General features: G+C 71.8%; 15 protein-coding genes. 8 read left to right on the top strand and 7 right to left on the bottom strand.

Annotated elements, in window-relative coordinates; genetic code table 11:
- Nucleotides 1-16 precede the first annotated feature (16 nt).
- The 3 genes from ACUKCB_RS20440 to ACUKCB_RS20430 all read left to right on the top strand — a co-directional run bounded on the left by ACUKCB_RS20440 (nucleotide 17) and on the right by ACUKCB_RS20430 (nucleotide 2,220).
- Entirely contained in the window at nucleotides 17-346 is a 330-nt protein-coding gene (locus ACUKCB_RS20440; RefSeq protein WP_473037205.1) for a plasmid mobilization protein, read from the top strand.
- Entirely contained in the window at nucleotides 343-828 is a 486-nt protein-coding gene (locus tag ACUKCB_RS20435; RefSeq protein ID WP_473037204.1) for a hypothetical protein, read from the top strand. The genes ACUKCB_RS20440 and ACUKCB_RS20435 overlap by 4 nt, the downstream gene beginning before the upstream one ends.
- Before the next feature lie 282 nt (nucleotides 829-1,110).
- Nucleotides 1,111-2,220, top strand: coding sequence for a Kelch repeat-containing protein (locus ACUKCB_RS20430; RefSeq protein ID WP_473037203.1), 1,110 nt, complete (start codon nucleotides 1,111-1,113; stop codon nucleotides 2,218-2,220).
- Between the two features lie 12 nt (nucleotides 2,221-2,232).
- On the opposite strand, the gene ACUKCB_RS20425 is transcribed toward ACUKCB_RS20430, so the two are convergent.
- A complete protein-coding gene (locus tag ACUKCB_RS20425) occupies nucleotides 2,233-2,667 on the bottom strand; it encodes a DUF5946 family protein (protein ID WP_473037202.1) in 435 nt (144 codons plus the stop codon).
- 150 nt (nucleotides 2,668-2,817) lie between these two features.
- On the opposite strand from ACUKCB_RS20425, the gene ACUKCB_RS20420 reads away from it, so the two are divergent.
- A complete protein-coding gene (locus tag ACUKCB_RS20420) occupies nucleotides 2,818-3,249 on the top strand; it encodes a GNAT family N-acetyltransferase (RefSeq protein ID WP_473037201.1) in 432 nt (143 codons plus the stop codon).
- A gap of 285 nt (nucleotides 3,250-3,534) precedes the next feature.
- On the opposite strand, the gene ACUKCB_RS20415 is transcribed toward ACUKCB_RS20420, so the two are convergent.
- Together ACUKCB_RS20415 and ACUKCB_RS20410 are read right to left on the bottom strand one after the other, a co-directional pair.
- Entirely contained in the window at nucleotides 3,535-4,908 is a 1,374-nt protein-coding gene (locus ACUKCB_RS20415; RefSeq protein WP_473037200.1) for an alpha/beta hydrolase domain-containing protein, read from the bottom strand.
- 144 nt (nucleotides 4,909-5,052) lie between these two features.
- Entirely contained in the window at nucleotides 5,053-5,994 is a 942-nt protein-coding gene (locus ACUKCB_RS20410) for a PfkB family carbohydrate kinase (protein WP_473037199.1), read from the bottom strand.
- 207 nt (nucleotides 5,995-6,201) lie between these two features.
- Between ACUKCB_RS20410 and ACUKCB_RS20405 the strand changes: the two genes are divergently transcribed.
- Both ACUKCB_RS20405 and ACUKCB_RS20400 read left to right on the top strand, forming a co-directional pair.
- A complete protein-coding gene (locus tag ACUKCB_RS20405; protein ID WP_473037198.1) occupies nucleotides 6,202-7,038 on the top strand; it encodes a VOC family protein in 837 nt (278 codons plus the stop codon).
- 65 nt (nucleotides 7,039-7,103) lie between these two features.
- Nucleotides 7,104-7,898, top strand: coding sequence for a VOC family protein (locus ACUKCB_RS20400; protein ID WP_473037197.1), 795 nt, complete (start codon nucleotides 7,104-7,106; stop codon nucleotides 7,896-7,898).
- A 63-nt stretch (nucleotides 7,899-7,961) separates the two neighbouring features.
- Here the strand turns inward: ACUKCB_RS20400 and ACUKCB_RS20395 are convergent, their stop codons facing one another.
- The 4 genes from ACUKCB_RS20395 to ACUKCB_RS20380 all read right to left on the bottom strand — a co-directional run bounded on the left by ACUKCB_RS20395 (nucleotide 7,962) and on the right by ACUKCB_RS20380 (nucleotide 12,006).
- The gene (locus ACUKCB_RS20395) at nucleotides 7,962-9,533 is read right to left on the bottom strand and encodes a long-chain-fatty-acid--CoA ligase (RefSeq protein WP_473037196.1); all 1,572 of its coding nucleotides are present in this window, start codon (nucleotides 9,531-9,533) and stop codon (nucleotides 7,962-7,964) included.
- A gap of 106 nt (nucleotides 9,534-9,639) precedes the next feature.
- A complete protein-coding gene (locus ACUKCB_RS20390) occupies nucleotides 9,640-10,530 on the bottom strand; it encodes an amidohydrolase family protein (protein WP_473037195.1) in 891 nt (296 codons plus the stop codon).
- A gap of 68 nt (nucleotides 10,531-10,598) precedes the next feature.
- Nucleotides 10,599-11,438: an EamA family transporter gene (locus tag ACUKCB_RS20385; RefSeq protein ID WP_473037194.1), complete on the bottom strand. Its 840-nt coding sequence runs from the start codon at nucleotides 11,436-11,438 to the stop codon at nucleotides 10,599-10,601.
- Nucleotides 11,439-11,517: 79 nt separating this feature from the next.
- Nucleotides 11,518-12,006: an Lrp/AsnC family transcriptional regulator gene (locus tag ACUKCB_RS20380; RefSeq protein ID WP_473037193.1), complete on the bottom strand. Its 489-nt coding sequence runs from the start codon at nucleotides 12,004-12,006 to the stop codon at nucleotides 11,518-11,520.
- Between the two features lie 188 nt (nucleotides 12,007-12,194).
- On the opposite strand from ACUKCB_RS20380, the gene ACUKCB_RS20375 reads away from it, so the two are divergent.
- Together ACUKCB_RS20375 and ACUKCB_RS20370 are read left to right on the top strand one after the other, a co-directional pair.
- Complete coding sequence (locus ACUKCB_RS20375) at nucleotides 12,195-13,472, top strand: MFS transporter (protein WP_473037192.1); 1,278 nt, start codon at nucleotides 12,195-12,197, stop codon at nucleotides 13,470-13,472.
- 371 nt (nucleotides 13,473-13,843) lie between these two features.
- Nucleotides 13,844-15,130, top strand: a complete 1,287-nt coding sequence (locus ACUKCB_RS20370) for an MFS transporter (RefSeq protein WP_473037191.1) — start codon at nucleotides 13,844-13,846, stop codon at nucleotides 15,128-15,130.
- Nucleotides 15,131-15,192: the final 62 nt, after the last annotated feature.

Here is a 15,192-nt window from a genome sequence, read left to right as displayed (position 1 = left end):
GTATTACGATCGTGGCATGGCGAAGGTGAGAATCAGTATCAGCCTTGACCCGGACGAAGCCGAGCGCGTCAGGTCACACGCGGACCGTGCGGGGATGGACGTGTCGTCCTACTTCGTCAACGCCGCGATCCGCCAGATGGGCGATGCCGAGTTGGCCGAGGCGGAGTTCGCGGGTGTCGACGCGCTGATCGCCGATGCCGAAGGGCGAGCCGAGCACTACGGGCATGTTGACGAGACCGGTGATGACTCTCTGAGCGCGGATGAGCGCCGTGAGGTCGACGAGGCGATGAGCCTGGTCTACGGGGCTGGGGAAACCCGGACCCGAAGCCGGGGCGAGGTGGCGTGAGCGCTCGCGTACCCGTTTACGACACGGGGATGCTCATCGCTTTGGCGGCGCGTAAGTCCAAGGCGGTACAGATGCACCGCGGGCTCGCACGGTCCCCGCACCGTCCCGTGATCACCGGCCCTGTCCTGGCTCAGGTATGGCGCCCGGATCCTGCGACCGTGCACGCCATGAGCGCGGTCCTGAAGGAGTGCACGGTTCCCCAAGCCCGGTCGTCTCCAGCTGCCTTGCGGCCCACGAGCGCGGGACAGCCGGAGTGCATCGCGTGTGCGACCGCTCCGGACATCACCGATTGGCGGCGTATCGGTGCGGTCCTGGGGGTGGCGGACCTCCCCGCGAAGAAGCGTCCGGACGCGGTGGACGCCCTTGTCGCCTGGACGGCCGTGAAGCACCGAAGCGCCGTGGTGTTCACCAGTGACCCTGGTGACATCGCCGCGTACGTGGACGCGATCGGTGCCGATGACGTCCACCTGGTCACGGTATGAGCCCCATGGCTCCCGTACGGGTCGTCGGTAGGTGTGCGCACTCACGTATTTCGGCCGGCTGTTCATCCACTTCAGGCACTGACCTCCGGCGGCTCGACGGGTGAGGAGTGCGGACGCCTGCTCCGCCCCGAGCTCGACGTTCCGGCCCGCGCCCGGCCCGGGCCCCGGTCCACGCCGCCCTTTCTGGTACTGGTGTGGGTGCGACGGGGCGGCTCCGCAGAAGCAGGGCCTTCCGCCGTCTGCTTCCCCCTGCCATCCCCCATCGAATGTTGGAGCGATCGTATGCGCGGCACAGGCCGATCGGCGTCCCTCGCGGCCTGCCTGGCCGCAGCAGCCCTGGCGGCCACGGGTTGCACGGCGCTCAAGTCCGAGGAGTGGGACGTGGCCGTATCCGTCGGTGAGTTGCCCCCGGCCCCCTTCGGCACACGTGTCGACCACAGCTTCGTGTGGACCGGTGCGGAACTGTTCGTCTGGGGCGGGAGCAGCGATGGGCCCCACGCCGACGGCGCCGCCTACTCCCCGGACACCGACTCCTGGCGCGTGATCGCGGACGCGGACCTGGAAGCGCGCACCCGGCACACCACCGCGGTCCTCGGGGACCAGCGGGTACTCGTCTGGGGAGGCGTCACCGACACGCTCTCCGGGGACGAGGACGGCCGCATGGCCAGGGACGGTGCGATCTACGACCCCGGACCCGACTCCTGGGAACCGATCGCCGACGCTCCGGAGGCGAGGGACCTGGCGCCGGTGACCGTGGTGGGCGACCACGTCGTCTTCGGGGGAGGCGGCTACGAGGGCGACCTCCTGGTGTACTCGCTGCGGGACGACACCTGGGACTCCGTTCCGGTGGCCGGTGCCGGGCAGCGGTTCCGCGTGTTCGACCTGGTGGCCGTCGACGACGAGGTCGTTCTGGCCGGGGCCTCGTCCGACCGCGTGTTCACCGGGCGGTTCCGGGTGGGGGACACGGGTGTGTCCATGGTCGAGTTCGTGGACGTCGAGGAGCCGTACGGGGCGTACTTCGGGCTGGCGGTCCTTCCGGGGCACGGGGCGCTCCTGGCGGTCGAGGAGAGCCGCGAGGGGCATCTGTACGAGCTCGACGGTCTGGGGCAGGCCGCGACGGTGCACGACGCCGGTGCTTTCCAGCCGCCGGTGTACTCGGTCTCCTACCCCCTGCTGTCGGGGGAGATGGCCTTCGTGGAGGGGCTGGGCGTGCTCTCGACCAATGCCGGTGAGTTCAGCGTGTGGGACGCGGACACCGGGCTGACCCACCGGTCCGGGCACGAGACGCTCGACGGCTACTGCGGCCCCGTCGAACCCGTCGGTGCGGAGGTCCTGCTCGGTTGGGGCGGCCGGTGTGAGACCGGCGGGGTCAGGATCGACCTGCGAGCCTAGGCTCCCGGGCGGTCAGCTCCGCCACGCGGCCAGGGTCGCCTCCGACCAGGCGCGGACACGTTCGGGGTGGCCCTCGGCGGGGAAGGCGGCGCCGTCCGCCGCGACCTCCGCGACGGTGTACGCGAACCCCGTGGGAGCCCTCGGGGCGGGAGTTTCGTCCGTCCGGTCCCGCCGCAGTACCCGGTGGGAGTTGGCGCGCCGGGCGTGCTCGGTCAGCCGGGTCGCCGCCTCGGCCCCGCCCCCGACGTAGGCCCGTAGTAGGTCCAGCGCGAAGGCGTGGGAACCCGCGGTGAGGGAGGCCGGGTGTTGGAGGCGGTAACAGGCGACGGCGACGCCGTGCAGCGGCCCCCACGGCTCTTGGCGGGAGTGGTCCAGGGCCAGCAGTCGTCCGAACAGTTCCTCGCACGGGACCTCACCGGAGGCCCCGCATTCCGGGCAGGTGTCCATCCCTGAATGCTTTCGCACGTGCCCCGGGAACGCGAGCACTTTTCGTGCGACACCGGATCAGGAAGGGCCTCCGGGGTTGACGCGGGTGTGACCGCCGGAAGAGGCTTGCCGTCTCTTCGTCTGATTCCGACACCGACCGGGGGCGACGCCGTGGGCGAGAAGCAGGCCGTGGTCGAGACCGGGCGGCTACGGCTGGAGCCCCTGGCGGCCGGGCCCATGGTCGACAACCGGCTGGCCTACGACGGGCCCCCGGAGCTCGGCCACTGGGCGATCCTCGGCCGGGGGCGGGTGGTCGGCCTGGCGCACCTGCGGCCCTCCCGGGAACTCCCGGGGAACCTGCCGGAGATCGGTTGGTACCTGGGCCGCCGGTACGGGGGGAGGGGGTTGGCGACCGAAGCCGCGCGGTCCCTGCTGCACCACGGACTGGACGGGCTCGGGCTCGCCTCGGTCTGGGCGCTGGTCCACGTCGACAACGTTCCCAGCCTCCGGTTGGCCGAACGGCTGGGCTTCCTCCCCGTGGGCGAGGGTTTCCACTACGACGGCCCGCACCGGGTCCACGTGGCCCTGCCCGACCGCGTCTGAGCTCGGGGCGGCCGCATGGCGACCGCGAACCACGGCGCTCACGAGTTCCACGGCACGGGCACGGGACCCGGCGCCGGGGGCGCCTCCCCCGACCCCGGACTCCCGACGGACATCATGGCGGCGGAGGTCTCCCGCTTGCTCGCGATGCCCGGGCCTTACGGGAACAACGTGGCCGACCTTCGCCGTGTCGACAGCGCGTTCGACGTCCTCGACCGACTGATGCTCGACGGCGCCGCACTCCCGTCCCGCTGGCTCCGGCCGACGGGACCCCTCCCCCCGTTCGGGCTACCACCAGGGGTAGCCGGCCTCCAGCGCACTCCTACGGGACTCGTGCGCGTCCTCGTGCCGGATGTAGCCCTCGCGCCGGGCCTCGTTCACGGTCTGGAGTACCTGGGCGGCGTACCCTCCCCGGCGCGGGTACAGCTCGCGCAGGGTCTCCTCGTCGAAGGGGACGTGGGTGCCCGAGAGGAAACAGAACGGGTCGCCGGTGTTGTCGCCGTGGTTGAGCGCGGTGGCGACCTCGTGCTCCACCAGCCGGATCCCGCCGAGTTGGTTGCCGTGCTCGTCACGGCTCGCCGTGGTGGCGTCGTCCCACTCCAGGCGCGGCGCCACCGGGGGCGCCGTGCCGTCCTCGACCCAGTCGACCACGTGGTCGTAGGCGGCGTTCAGCACGTAGTGGAACGGGACCCGGCTGTACGGGGGGCGGTCGCACCGCTGCGGTTCGGTCCCCGGGTTCTCCCGGGCGATGAGCGGGGCGAAGGTGCGGTACTCGGTGTGGCCCACGTGCGCGGTCCCGGCGACCTCCCATCGGCGGAAGTGCTCCGAGTCCGGCTCCTGGCTCTGGGCCCTGAACCGGACGTCGGTCTCCGCCATGAGCCGCATGACCGGTGTGGTGCTCTCGTCCAGCGCGCTCGAGGCGCCGTGGATCATGAAGGCGTCCACGGCCTCGTGGTCGGGGTGGAACCGGTTGTGGTACTCGGCCAGGTACCCGGCCGACTGGGAGTGCCCGGTGGCGATGACCGTGTCGACGTCGAACCCGGGCAGCGGGTCGACGCCCAGCGGCTCACGCAGGGCTCTCGCGGTCTGGGAGTAGATGTCGAACGCCGGGGCGTCGGACAGTTCCGGACCCCCGACGGTCAGGTCCCCGTAACGGCCGGGGTCCCAGGCGCGGAGGGCGTCGACCCCGACCCGCTGGGCGGAGAGCCCCACCCAGACGTGCCCCTCGTCCATGAAGTAGTCGTGGGACAGGAACCAGTCGATCTCGATGTCCTGGCCGAAACTGACGTTGTTCCACTCCAGGAAGGCGGCTCCGCTGAAGTCGTCGGCTCGGGCGGGCCGCCGGACGACCATCCGGGTGAGGTAGGGGGTGGCCCCTGCGTCGGGGTGTTCGGCGGTGCCCTCGAGGAGGAACTCCTCCTCGACGTAGTCGTGCGCGGCGAGGTCCGCCTCGATCGCCTCGCCCCCCTCGATCGGGGGGATCTCGGGGCCGTCGGCGGACATGAAGGGGTAGGAGTCGGCGGTGACGGGGACCGGGCCGGACACGGTGGCGGTGGCGCCGTCCACGGGTTCGGCCCGGGCCGGCACCGCTCCGAGCAGGCCGAGGGAGACGGTCGGTGCGAGCAGGAGGGCGCCGAAACGACGGGGGGATCGGGGGGACATCCGCAAGTTCACCTCTGTAGTGGCTCGGTGTTGTGGCCAAGCTAGGCCGGGGCACCCGGCGCGACAAGGAGTTCCGGCGCCCGCCTTCGCCCGGGGAGGAGGACCGGTGGAACCACGGATGGGTGCGCCCGTTCCCGGAGCCGCTCACCCCCGCTCGTCCAGGAACTCCTCCAGTTCCTCCGTGGTGGGCGAGGTGGCCGGACCGCGCCGGGTGACGGCGAGGGCGGCGGCCGCGTTGGCGCGGCGGGCGGCCTCCAGCGGCGTCAGGCCCGAGGCCAGGGCAGCGGTGAACACGCCCACGTGGGCGTCGCCCGCACCGTTGGTGTCGACCGCGGTCACGGCGAAACCCGGGACCCGTCGGGGCGCCGTACCCGCGGTGGCGACCAGGCAGCCCTCGGCGGAGTCGCGAAGGACCACCACCCCGGTCGGGCGGATCCGTTCGGACAGGAGTGCGGCGGCGTGTTCGAGGGCGGCGGCGTCGCGAGGGGCGATGCCGGTGATCGCGGCGGACTCGGCGGCGCTGAGGCTGAGGACGTCGGTGCGGGCCAGCACCGGGCCGAGGGTTTCGGCGGGGATGTCGCCCGCCACGGGTGCGGGGTCCAGGACCAGCCGGACCCCCTCCGGGAGCGACCCGATCCAGGTGGTCAGCTCGTCAGCGCGCGGTCCGGGCAGTAGCGAGTACCCCACCGTGTAGACGAAGTCCCCCTCCGCCGGGCGCAGGGTGCGCAGGTCGGACAGGGGCAGGTCCGTCTCGGCGCCCAGGTGGGTGACGAAGGTGCGTTCCGCGGAGGAGTCGACCAGGGCCACACAGAAACCGGTGTCCTCGGGCCTGGGCGGGTGCGCCACCCCCACCCCCTCCCCGCGCAGGGCGGAGCGGACCATCTCCCCTCGGGGTCCGGTGCCGTGCGCCCCTCCGTAGACCACCTGCATGCCCGACCGGGCCGCGGCGGCGATCACGTTGAACCCGCCGCCCGGCAGGGTTCGGGCGGTGTCGGCGAACACGCCGCCGCCCCGTTCGGGCAGGGCGTCGACGGACATGACGACGTCGATGGTCACCGGTCCCACGTGGTGGAGGAGTCCTGGCACGACGGGGCCCTTTCGTCGGGTGCGGTCGGTGGCCGGGATCGGTCGTCGGATGGCGCGGCCGAGTCCGACACCGGATCATCCCGCATCCTCGGTGGCCGGTGCCCGGCGGCCGGGCACCGGGCCGGTTGTCGAGTTTTTGCCGCGACGTTCCCGCACGGGAGCGGTGTCCGGCCCCAGACTCGGAGGAGAGCAGCGACGGGAGGCAGCATGATCACGACCGATTTCGTCACGGGCTCGCCCTGCTGGCTTGATCTGGGAGCCACGGACATCGAGGCCTCGGCCGACTTCTACGGGAGGGTGTTCGGCTGGCAGGCCGTGTCCGCGGGTGCCCGCATGGCCGGCTACAGGGTCATGAACTCCGACGGCGCCGCCGTGGCGGGGATCGGTCCGCGTATCGACGAGGACGAACCCCCCGAGTGGGGCGTGCAGTTCTGGGTCCCCGACATCGATGCCGCGGCCCTGCGGGCCCAGGAGCTCGGCGGGACGGTCCTGGTGGAGCCGACGGTGCTGTTCGAGTTCGGCCAGTTGGCGCACATCACCGACCCCCAGGGCGGCTGGTTCACGCTCTGGCAGCCCGGAACCTTCACCAGTGCGCAGGCCGTGGACCGGCCGAACACGCTCTGCTGGGTGGAGCTGTGGACGCCCTCGGCGCAGGGTGCCAAGGAGTTCTACGGCGGTCTGTTCGGCTGGGAGTTCAAGGACGTCGAACTGCCCGGGGACCAGGGCGTCTACTCGACGGCCCGCCCGGCGGGGCTGGGCGACGACCGGTACTTCGGCGGACTGATGGACATGGCGGCCGACCAGCTGCCGCAGGCCGAGGGGCGGGCCGACTGGCACCCGGTGTTCCAGGTCGCCGACTGCGACGAGGCCGCCGCCGCGGTCAGGACGGCCGGGGGCCGGGTGCACATGGGCCCCGAGGACGCGCCGGGGGTGGGGCGGCTGGCGGTCTGCTCCGACCCCTTCTCCGCCGGGTTCGTCGTGCTCGACCCGGGCGCGGGGCGGCTCCATCCGGAGGAGGGCCTGGTGGGGCCGGGCCGGTCCTGAGGGAGCGGCCCCGGACTGTCGGTACCCCGGAGCACACTCGTGGGGAGCCACTACGGGAGGCAGGCATGATCACCACCGACTACGTGATCGGTTCGCCCTGTTGGGTCGAGCTGACCACCTCGGACGTGGACCGCGCGGTCGAGTTCTACGGGAGGGTGTTCGGCTGGACCGCCGAGCCGGCCGGACCGGACGCCGGCGGGTATCGGAAACTCCTGTACGAGGGGGCGCTGATCGGCGGGCTCGGGCCGCGGACGGACGCGGCCCACCCCGTAACCTGGTCGATCTACCACAACACCCCGGACCTGGAGATGTCCTTCCAGCGGGCTCGGGAGCTCGGCGCGACCGCCCTCGTCGAACCCGTGGACGTGCCGGGGCTGGGCCGGATGGCCCACCTGGCCGACCCGCAGGGCGGGACGGTCGCGCTCTGGGAGGCCGGAACACTGCCGGGCATGGAGCGGACCGACGACCCGAACACCGTCATGTGGACCGAGCTGTGGACGCCCTCGGCGCAGGGCGCCAAGGAGTTCTACGGCGGCCTGTTCGGCTGGGAGTTCAACGACGTCGAACTGCCCGGCGGCCAGGGGACCTACTCGACGGTCCGCCCCGCGGGGCTGGGCGAGGACCGGTACTTCGGCGGGATCATGGGCGTGGCCCCGGCAGACCTGCCGCAGACGCAGGGGCGGGCCGACTGGCACCCGGTCTTGCACGCCGCCGACTGCGACAGGTCCGCCGCCGAGGTGGAGGCAGCCGGGGGCCGGGTGTACATGGGCCCGGACGACGTACCCGGGGTGGGACGGCCGGCGATGTGCGCCGACCCGCTCGGCGCGGGGTTCGTCCTGCTCACCCCGGATCCCGGTTAGCCACGGGCAGCGGCCCCGCCACCATGGGTCGGGGCCGCACCCGGGACGAGCCGTTGCCGTCCCCTACTGCCGGGTCACGGCGGAGGCGCCGCCGCGCAGCACGAACTTCTGGATCTTGCCGGTGGCGGTCTTGGGCAGCTGCCGCACGAACTCCACCTGGGTGGGCGCCTTGAAGTGCGCGAGGTTGTCCCGGGCGAAGGCGATGACCTCCTCCTCCGTCGCCGAGGCCCCCTCGCGCAGCACCACGCAGGCGCGCGGGGTCTCGCCCCAGCGCTCGTGCGGGACGCCCACGACCGCCGCCTCCAGCACCGCCGGGTGGCGTAGCAGAACCCCCTCCACCTCGACCGAGGAGATGTTCTCCCCGCCGGAGATGATCACGTCCTTGATGCGGTCCTGGATCTCCACGTAGCCGTCCGGGTGGGTGACGGCGGCGTCGCCGGTGCGGAACCAGCCGTCCCCCATCGCCTTCTCGGTGGCCTCGGGATCGTTGTAGTAGCCCTTCATCACGACGTTTCCGCGCACGGTGATCTGGCCGACCGTGGTGCCGTCCCAGGGCACCTCGGCACCGGACTCGTCGACCACGCGGAGCTCACCGGAGGTGATCAGCTCGACGCCCTGGCGGGCCTTGACCGCGCCGCGTTCGCGCACGGGCAGGTCCCGGTGCTCGGGGCGGGGTTCGCAGACGGTGATGAAGGGCGTGGTCTCGGTGAGCCCGTACACGTGGGTGAGGGTCCAGCCGAAGTCCTCCTCCAGCCGCTCGATGGTCTCGGCCGCGGGCGAGGCTCCGGCGGTGACCACGTGCACCCCGGCGGGGACGGGGCCGCGGGTGGCGGCAGGGGTGTTGGAGAGCATGATCAGCACCGTGGGGGCCGCGCACAGCCAGGTGACCTCCTCGGTGCGGATCAGCTCGAACACCTTCGCCGGGTCCATGGCGGGCAGGCACACGTGGGTGCCTCCGGCCGCCGTGACCGTCCAGGTGTAGGTCCAGCCGTTGGCGTGGAACATCGGCAGGGTCCACAGGTACTTCTCGCCGAGCCCGATGCGCAGGTGCAGCAGGGTGCCCACCGAGTTCATGTACGCGTTGCGGTGGGTGATCATCACCCCCTTGGGGCGGGCGGTGGTTCCCGAGGTGTAGTTGATGGTCAGCAGGTCCGTCTCCGCGATCTCCGGGCGGGTGAAGCCGGGGTCGGACGAGGCGACCAGGGACTCGTAGTCCTCCCAACCGGGGCGGGCACCCTCCAGGGCCACGAACCGCTCCACGTCCGGCATCCGGTCGCGTACGCCGTCGACCGCGTCGAGCTGGTCGGAGTGCACGCACAGCACCTTGGCGCCGGAGTGGTTGACGATGTAGACGAAGTCGTCGGCGGTCAGGCGGAAGTTGACCGGGACGAGGACGGCGCCCAGTTGCGGCACCGCGTAGAAGGACTCCAGCTGCGCGTGGGTGTTGGGTGCGATGTAGGCGACCCGGTCGCCGTGCTCCACGCCCATGCCTTGGAGGGCGGACGACCAGCGGTCGCAGCGGTCGAAGAACTGTTCGTAGGTCAGCCGGAACTCCCTGTCGACCACCGCCTCACGCCGCGGGTACAGCCTGCGGGTGCGGCGGGCGAACTCCAGGGGGGTCAGGGTGAGTTCCATCGTGCCCTCTCTGTGTGGTGCTGCCTGTGGTGCTGTGTCGGAGCGGTTCGTGGTGCGGCCCGGTGGCGTCGGCCCGCCGGCGCCGTGCCGGAGGGGTCGTCCGGGTTCACAGCCCGAAGAGCCCGGCGGCGTTGTCGTGCAGGACCCCTCGGAGCCAGTCGGGGCCCAGGTCCAGTTCGACCAGGACCCGCAGCTGCTCGCCGTAGGAGTAGGGGATGTTCGGGAAGTCGGTGCCCAGCAGGACGCGGTGCCCCAGGTCCCGGAGCCGCGGGAGTTCGGCCCGGGGGTAGGGGGCCAGGCGTTCGATGAACGGGGTGAACGCCATGGTGGTGTCCAGGTGGATGCGGTCGTACTGTTCGGCCAGGTCCAGGAAGGCCGAGTACTCGGGGGCGCCCGCGTGGGCGACCACGGCGGTCAGGTCCGGGTGGGCCCGGAGGACCTCGGAGAAGGGTCCGGGGCCGGTGAACTCACCGGGCAGGGGGCCGGACCCGCAGTGCACCACGACCGGGGTCCCGGAGTCGGCGAGGACTCCCCAGACGCCGCTGAGCAGGGGGTCCCTCGGGTCGTAGCCGCCGACTTGGAGGTGGGCCTTGAAGATCCGCGCCCCCGAGCCGATCGCCTCGGCCACGTAGTCCCCGGCCTCGGGTTCGGGGAAGAAGGTGGCGCTGCGCAGCGAGTCGGGGTGTCCGGCGGCGAAGTCGGCGGCCCAGTCGTTGAGCCAGCGGGCCATGCCGGGCCGGTGCGGGTAGGAGAGCGCGGTGAAGTACCGGACCCCGAAGGCTCTCAGCAGGGCGACGCGGTCCTCCTGCGTCTCCCGGTAGGTGATGGGCCAGACGCCCTGCCCCAGGGCGTCGAAGTGGTCCCACACCTTGCGCAGGACGTTGGCGGGCATGAAGTGCGTGTGCACGTCCACGAGGCCGGGGAGTCCGAGGTCCTGCCAGAGCCGGCGGATCTCGGCGCTCTCGTCGGCCCCGGGAGGCGATGAGACTCCAGTCACATCGGTCAGCCTACGACGGACCCGAACCGTGCTCGGAGCTGGGGCCGGTGGCAGCGCCGCGGCCGGGCTCAGAGGGACAGCAGGAGAACCCCGGTCACGACCACGGCGGCGGCGGTGATCCGGGCCGGACCGAAGCGCTCCCGGAAGAACACCAGACCGATCAGTGCCGCGAACACGATGCTGGTCTCCCGGAGCGCCGCGATCCCCGCGACCGCGCCCGACAGTTGGGCCCACAGGACCAGGCCGTAGGCGCCGGCGCTGACCGCGCCGCCCACCAGGCCGACCTTCCAGATCGGACGGAGCTGCTCGACCAGTCTCCGGCGTCGGGTGGCCAGTGCGACCAGGAGGAACACGGGCCCCTGGAGCATCATGATCCAGGTGATGTAGCCGACCGGGTTCCGGGTCAGGCGTACACCGTAGGCGTCCACCACGGTGTACGCGGCGATGGCCAGGCCGGTCGCGAAGGCGGCCAGGAGTGCGGGCAGGTGGTGTCTTCGGGGCAGGCCGCCCGCGAACACCAGGACCATCAGTCCGGCGGAGACGATCAGGACCCCGGCGAGTTCCGTCGGCGGCAGCGTCTCACCGAACAGGACCGCGCCGACGAGGGCGACCACCCAGGGTGCCGTTCCCCGCGCCAGCGGGTAGACCTGGCCGAAGTCACCGGTCCGGTAGGACAGCATCAGCAGGGTCAGGTACAGCAGGTGGGCGGCCAGGGAGCCGATCAGGAGCGGCCAGGCCTCGGGCGGCGGCGTTCCGACCACGAACAGCAGTGGCGCGGTCGCGAGCATCCCGCCGAGGCCGATCAGTGCGAAACCGAGCAGGCGGTCGGTGATCGCGTGCGCGATCGCGTTCCACGTCGCGTGGAGCAGTGCCGCGACCAGGACCGCGGTGACGATGGATGGGGTCATCGGGTGTCTCGGGGAGGGGGCGGGTGGCGCCGCAAGGCTAGCCCCCGAGCCGGGCCCGGACCGCCCCGGGGGCACCGGGTCAGTGGTGGCGGCGGTGGGCCCGGGCGTTGGCCGGGGCGATCCGGTTGTTGCGCAGGTGTTCGTAGACGATCGAGGCGCGCACGTCGGCGACCTCGGGGCGTTCGGTCAGCTTGTCCACGACGAAGGCGTACAGGCTGTTGTTGTCCGGCAGGGCCACGTGCACCAGGAAGTCCTCGTTCCCGGAGGTGACGAAGACCGACAGGGTGTCCGGCAGGGACCGGACCCAGTCGCGGAAGGCCTCGATGTTGTGCCGGGAGGGCTTCACCACACTCACGGTGATGAGCGCCTGGACCGGACGGCCGATGAGTTCGAGGTCCACGTCCAGCAGTGAGCCCCGAATCACACCCTTCTCCCGCAGTGCACGGGTCCTGTCCAGCGTGGTCGTGGGCGATGCGCCCACCGCCGCGGCCACGTCGCGGTTGGTTTTTCGTGCGTCTGACTGGAGTTCGGCCAGGATCGCCGTATCTAGTTCGTCAAGATCAGCCATGATCGCAGTTTACCCGTACTTAATACGGGTTGTTGTGTTTGACTCCGGAGCATGCGTAACATTTAAGCGAAAAGGTCGTATTTGGCTCGCCAGGAAGAGACCCTTCCCTGGACGGCAGTGTCGCCCGCCGGTCGGCCCCGCTCTGGTGCAACGCCGCACCACCGCAACACAAAGGGACGTCCTTCACCATGAGACCTTCCTCTGTCGTGGCCGTCACCGACCGATCGTCGGTACGCCCGGAACTACGGGGCCGCATCCTGGCCCTGGTCGCCATCGTCTGCGCGGCGCTCAACCTGCGCCTCGTGGTCACCTCGCTGTCCCCGCTGTTGACCACGGTGGGGGCGGAGTTCGGCTTCGCCGCCACCGTCGTCGGCGTCTTCGGCACCCTGCCGCTGATCGCCTTCGCGGTCTTCGGCCTGGTCACCCCCGCGATCATGCGCCGCCTGGGGCCCGAGGCCACGGCCGCGCTCAGCATGCTGCTGGCAGGCGCGGGCCAGGTCCTGCGCGCCTTCGCGCCCGACACCGGAACCCTGCTGCTGCTCACCGGGGTCGCGCTCACCGGCGCCGCCCTGGGCAACGTCGTGCTGCCTCCGCTCATCAAGCAGTACTTCCCGGACCGGCTGGCCGCCCTGAGCACCGTTCAGATGGTCGCCATCCACATCGGCGCCCTCTTCCCGCCCCTGGTCGCCGTCCCCCTGGCCGAGGTCGCCGGCTGGCGGGTGGCCCTGGGGGCCTGGTCCCTCCTGGCCCTGGCCGCGGCCGTGCTGTGGACCTTCCAGTGGGCCGGGTCCGGGTCCAGCGCACCCCGCGCCTCCGCCCCCTCCGGTGGGGCGGCCCTGGCCCGTCCGATCTGGCGGGTGGGCATGGCCTGGCGGATGGCGCTGCTGTTCGGCATGGTCACCTGGAACGTCTTCACGATGTTCACGTGGCTCCCCGCCCTGCTCACCGACGCCGGGCACAGCGCGGCCATGGCCGGGAGCATGGTCTCGCTGATGGTCGGCACCAGCCTGTTGTTCGGCCTCGTCGCGCCCACCGTCACCCTCCGGGCGGCCAACACCTTCCCGATCGTCGCCCTGGGGCTGGGCGGCTACGCGGTCGGCTACCTCGGGGTGGCCCTGGCGCCGCAGTTCGTTCCGGTGTGGGCCCTCTTCCTCGGCCTGGGCACCAGCCTGTTCGTGGTCACCATGACCATGATCAACGCGCGGAGCGCCACCCCGCAGGGCGCCGCCGCCCTCTCCGGGTTCGTCCAGGGCGCGGGCAGCGGTATCGCACTGGGCGGTCCGCTGCTGTTCGGCCTCCTCGGTGAACTCACCGGCGGGTGGACCGCCTCCTACGCGCTGATCGCCGGAGGGTCGCTGCTCGTGGCCTTCGTGGTCGCCTACGTCGAACGCACGCCGTGGACGATCGAGGCCGCGGCCCAGGGGCACCTCCCCGGCCGCCGGGCCGAGGAGCTCCTGCACGACTAGGCCGCGGACCGCACGGTCCGGTCGCGGGCAGAACCCGGTACGGCGCCCTCCGGAGCGGTGGCACCTTCCGGAGGGCGCCGCCGGTCGCGGGACGCACGAAGCCCCGGACGGTGCACATGAGGCCGATAGTGGCCATTTCCCTGAATAGGTGCCACATACTTACTCAAAAGCTCGCTGATGCCCACAACAGGCGCATAATGGCGACATGAGCAACCCACCCCCCGAAACACCCTCCTTCGTGCTTTCCGCATTCCGCACCTGACGCCCGCGAACCGCATGCACACCGTGCCGGGGGCGACAGGACCGACGCCCGGAGCGGGATCCCGGGCCGTCCCGACCCCCTCGGGGAACACGACGGGGGCCCACACGCCATGACGATGGAACGGCGAAAGCCGCACCCGCTCCCGGCCCCGCCGGTGGACGCTGCGGCCGCGGCCGCACCCCTCCTGCGCAACCAGGACTTCCAGGCCCTGTGGACGAGCCGCTTCCTCGCCGGCCTGGGCAAGGAGAGCGGCGAGGTCGCCTACCCGCTCCTCATGCTGCTGCTGGCCGGGTCGGCGGCCCAGGCCGGAGCCGTCGGCGCCGCCCAGGTGGCCACCGCCATGGTCACGGCGGTGCTCGGCGGGGCACTCGCCGACCGGGTCGACCGGCGCACCGTACTGCTGGTCTGCGATCTCGGCCGTCTGGTCCTCCTCGTCTCCTTCGCCGCCGCGCTGTTCGGCGGCTACGCGACGGTCCCCCTGGTGGTCTGTGTGGCGGTGGTGTCCTCGGCGCTGATGGGGGTCTCCAACCCGGTCGCCATGGCCGCGGTCAAACAGCTCGTGCCGCCGTCGCAGATGGCCGACGCGGCCGCGCAGAACCAGATCCGCTTCTTCACCACGACCGCCCTCGGCGCACCCGTCGCCGGGTTCCTCTTCAGTCTGGGCCGTGCCTTCCCCTTCCTGGGCGAAGCCTTCTTCTACCTGCTGTCCGCGGTCCTGATCCTGCGTATCCGCAGACCCATGCAGGCCGACCGCCCGGCCGAGCCGGAGCGGTGGAGCCTGCGCGGCTCGGTGAGCGGCTTCGCCCTGCTGGCCAGGCACCCGATCCTGCGGCCGATGATGCTGTGGATCGTCGGTTTCAACGTCGCCTTCACCCAGACCGGGGTGTTCCTGGCGCTCATCGCCACGGCCGACGACCGGGGGGCCGACAACCTCGTGGTCGGCCTGACCGTCTCCCTGGCGGGGACCGGCGGTCTGGTCGGTGCCCTGGTCGCGGGGATCGTCGTGCGCTGGGTGCGGCCCACGGTGATCCTGCTCTTCACCGCCTGGCTCGCCCCCGTGTGCGCGCTGGCGCTCCTGGCCGCCCCGGGCGTGCTCTCGCTCGGGCTGATCGCGGGCTGTGTGTTCGCCGCGGTTCCGTGTGTGAACGCGGTGTTCTACGGCTACGTCGCGACCTCCGTGCCCGACCACCACCAGGGGCGGGCGCTCGGCGCGGTGACGTTCATGTCCCTGCTGTCCCAGCCGGTCGGGATCCTCACCGTGGGGATCGTCTTCGACCTGGCCGGGCCGTCCCCGGTCTTTTTGATGATGGCGGTCGTGTCGGCGCTGGCCGCCCTGTTCACGCTCGGCCCCACCACGCGGGACCTGCCCCGGCCGGAGGAGATCGCGGTGCCCTGACCGCGGCCCGGCCCCGGAAACGGAGCGGCCCCGCCGAGGGGCGGGGCCGCAGGAGGGAACTC

This window comes from Nocardiopsis moroccensis (assembly GCF_055763695.1).
This window is presented reverse-complemented; position numbering and strand designations above follow the sequence as displayed.

Bases quoted from the DNA above. Each gene is read 5' to 3' on its own strand.
- ACUKCB_RS20440 (WP_473037205.1), top strand. From the start codon at position 17: ATGGCGAAGGTGAGAATCAGTATCAGCCTTGACCCGGACGAAGCCGAG.
- ACUKCB_RS20430 (WP_473037203.1), top strand. From the start codon at position 1,111: ATGCGCGGCACAGGCCGATCGGCGTCCCTCGCGGCCTGCCTGGCCGCA.
- ACUKCB_RS20425 (WP_473037202.1), bottom strand. From the start codon at position 2,667: ATGGACACCTGCCCGGAATGCGGGGCCTCCGGTGAGGTCCCGTGCGAG.
- ACUKCB_RS20415 (WP_473037200.1), bottom strand. From the start codon at position 4,908: ATGTCCCCCCGATCCCCCCGTCGTTTCGGCGCCCTCCTGCTCGCACCG.
- ACUKCB_RS20405 (WP_473037198.1), top strand. From the start codon at position 6,202: ATGATCACGACCGATTTCGTCACGGGCTCGCCCTGCTGGCTTGATCTG.
- ACUKCB_RS20400 (WP_473037197.1), top strand. From the start codon at position 7,104: ATGATCACCACCGACTACGTGATCGGTTCGCCCTGTTGGGTCGAGCTG.
- ACUKCB_RS20395 (WP_473037196.1), bottom strand. From the start codon at position 9,533: ATGGAACTCACCCTGACCCCCCTGGAGTTCGCCCGCCGCACCCGCAGG.
- ACUKCB_RS20385 (WP_473037194.1), bottom strand. From the start codon at position 11,438: ATGACCCCATCCATCGTCACCGCGGTCCTGGTCGCGGCACTGCTCCAC.
- ACUKCB_RS20380 (WP_473037193.1), bottom strand. From the start codon at position 12,006: ATGGCTGATCTTGACGAACTAGATACGGCGATCCTGGCCGAACTCCAG.
- ACUKCB_RS20375 (WP_473037192.1), top strand. From the start codon at position 12,195: ATGAGACCTTCCTCTGTCGTGGCCGTCACCGACCGATCGTCGGTACGC.
- ACUKCB_RS20370 (WP_473037191.1), top strand. From the start codon at position 13,844: ATGACGATGGAACGGCGAAAGCCGCACCCGCTCCCGGCCCCGCCGGTG.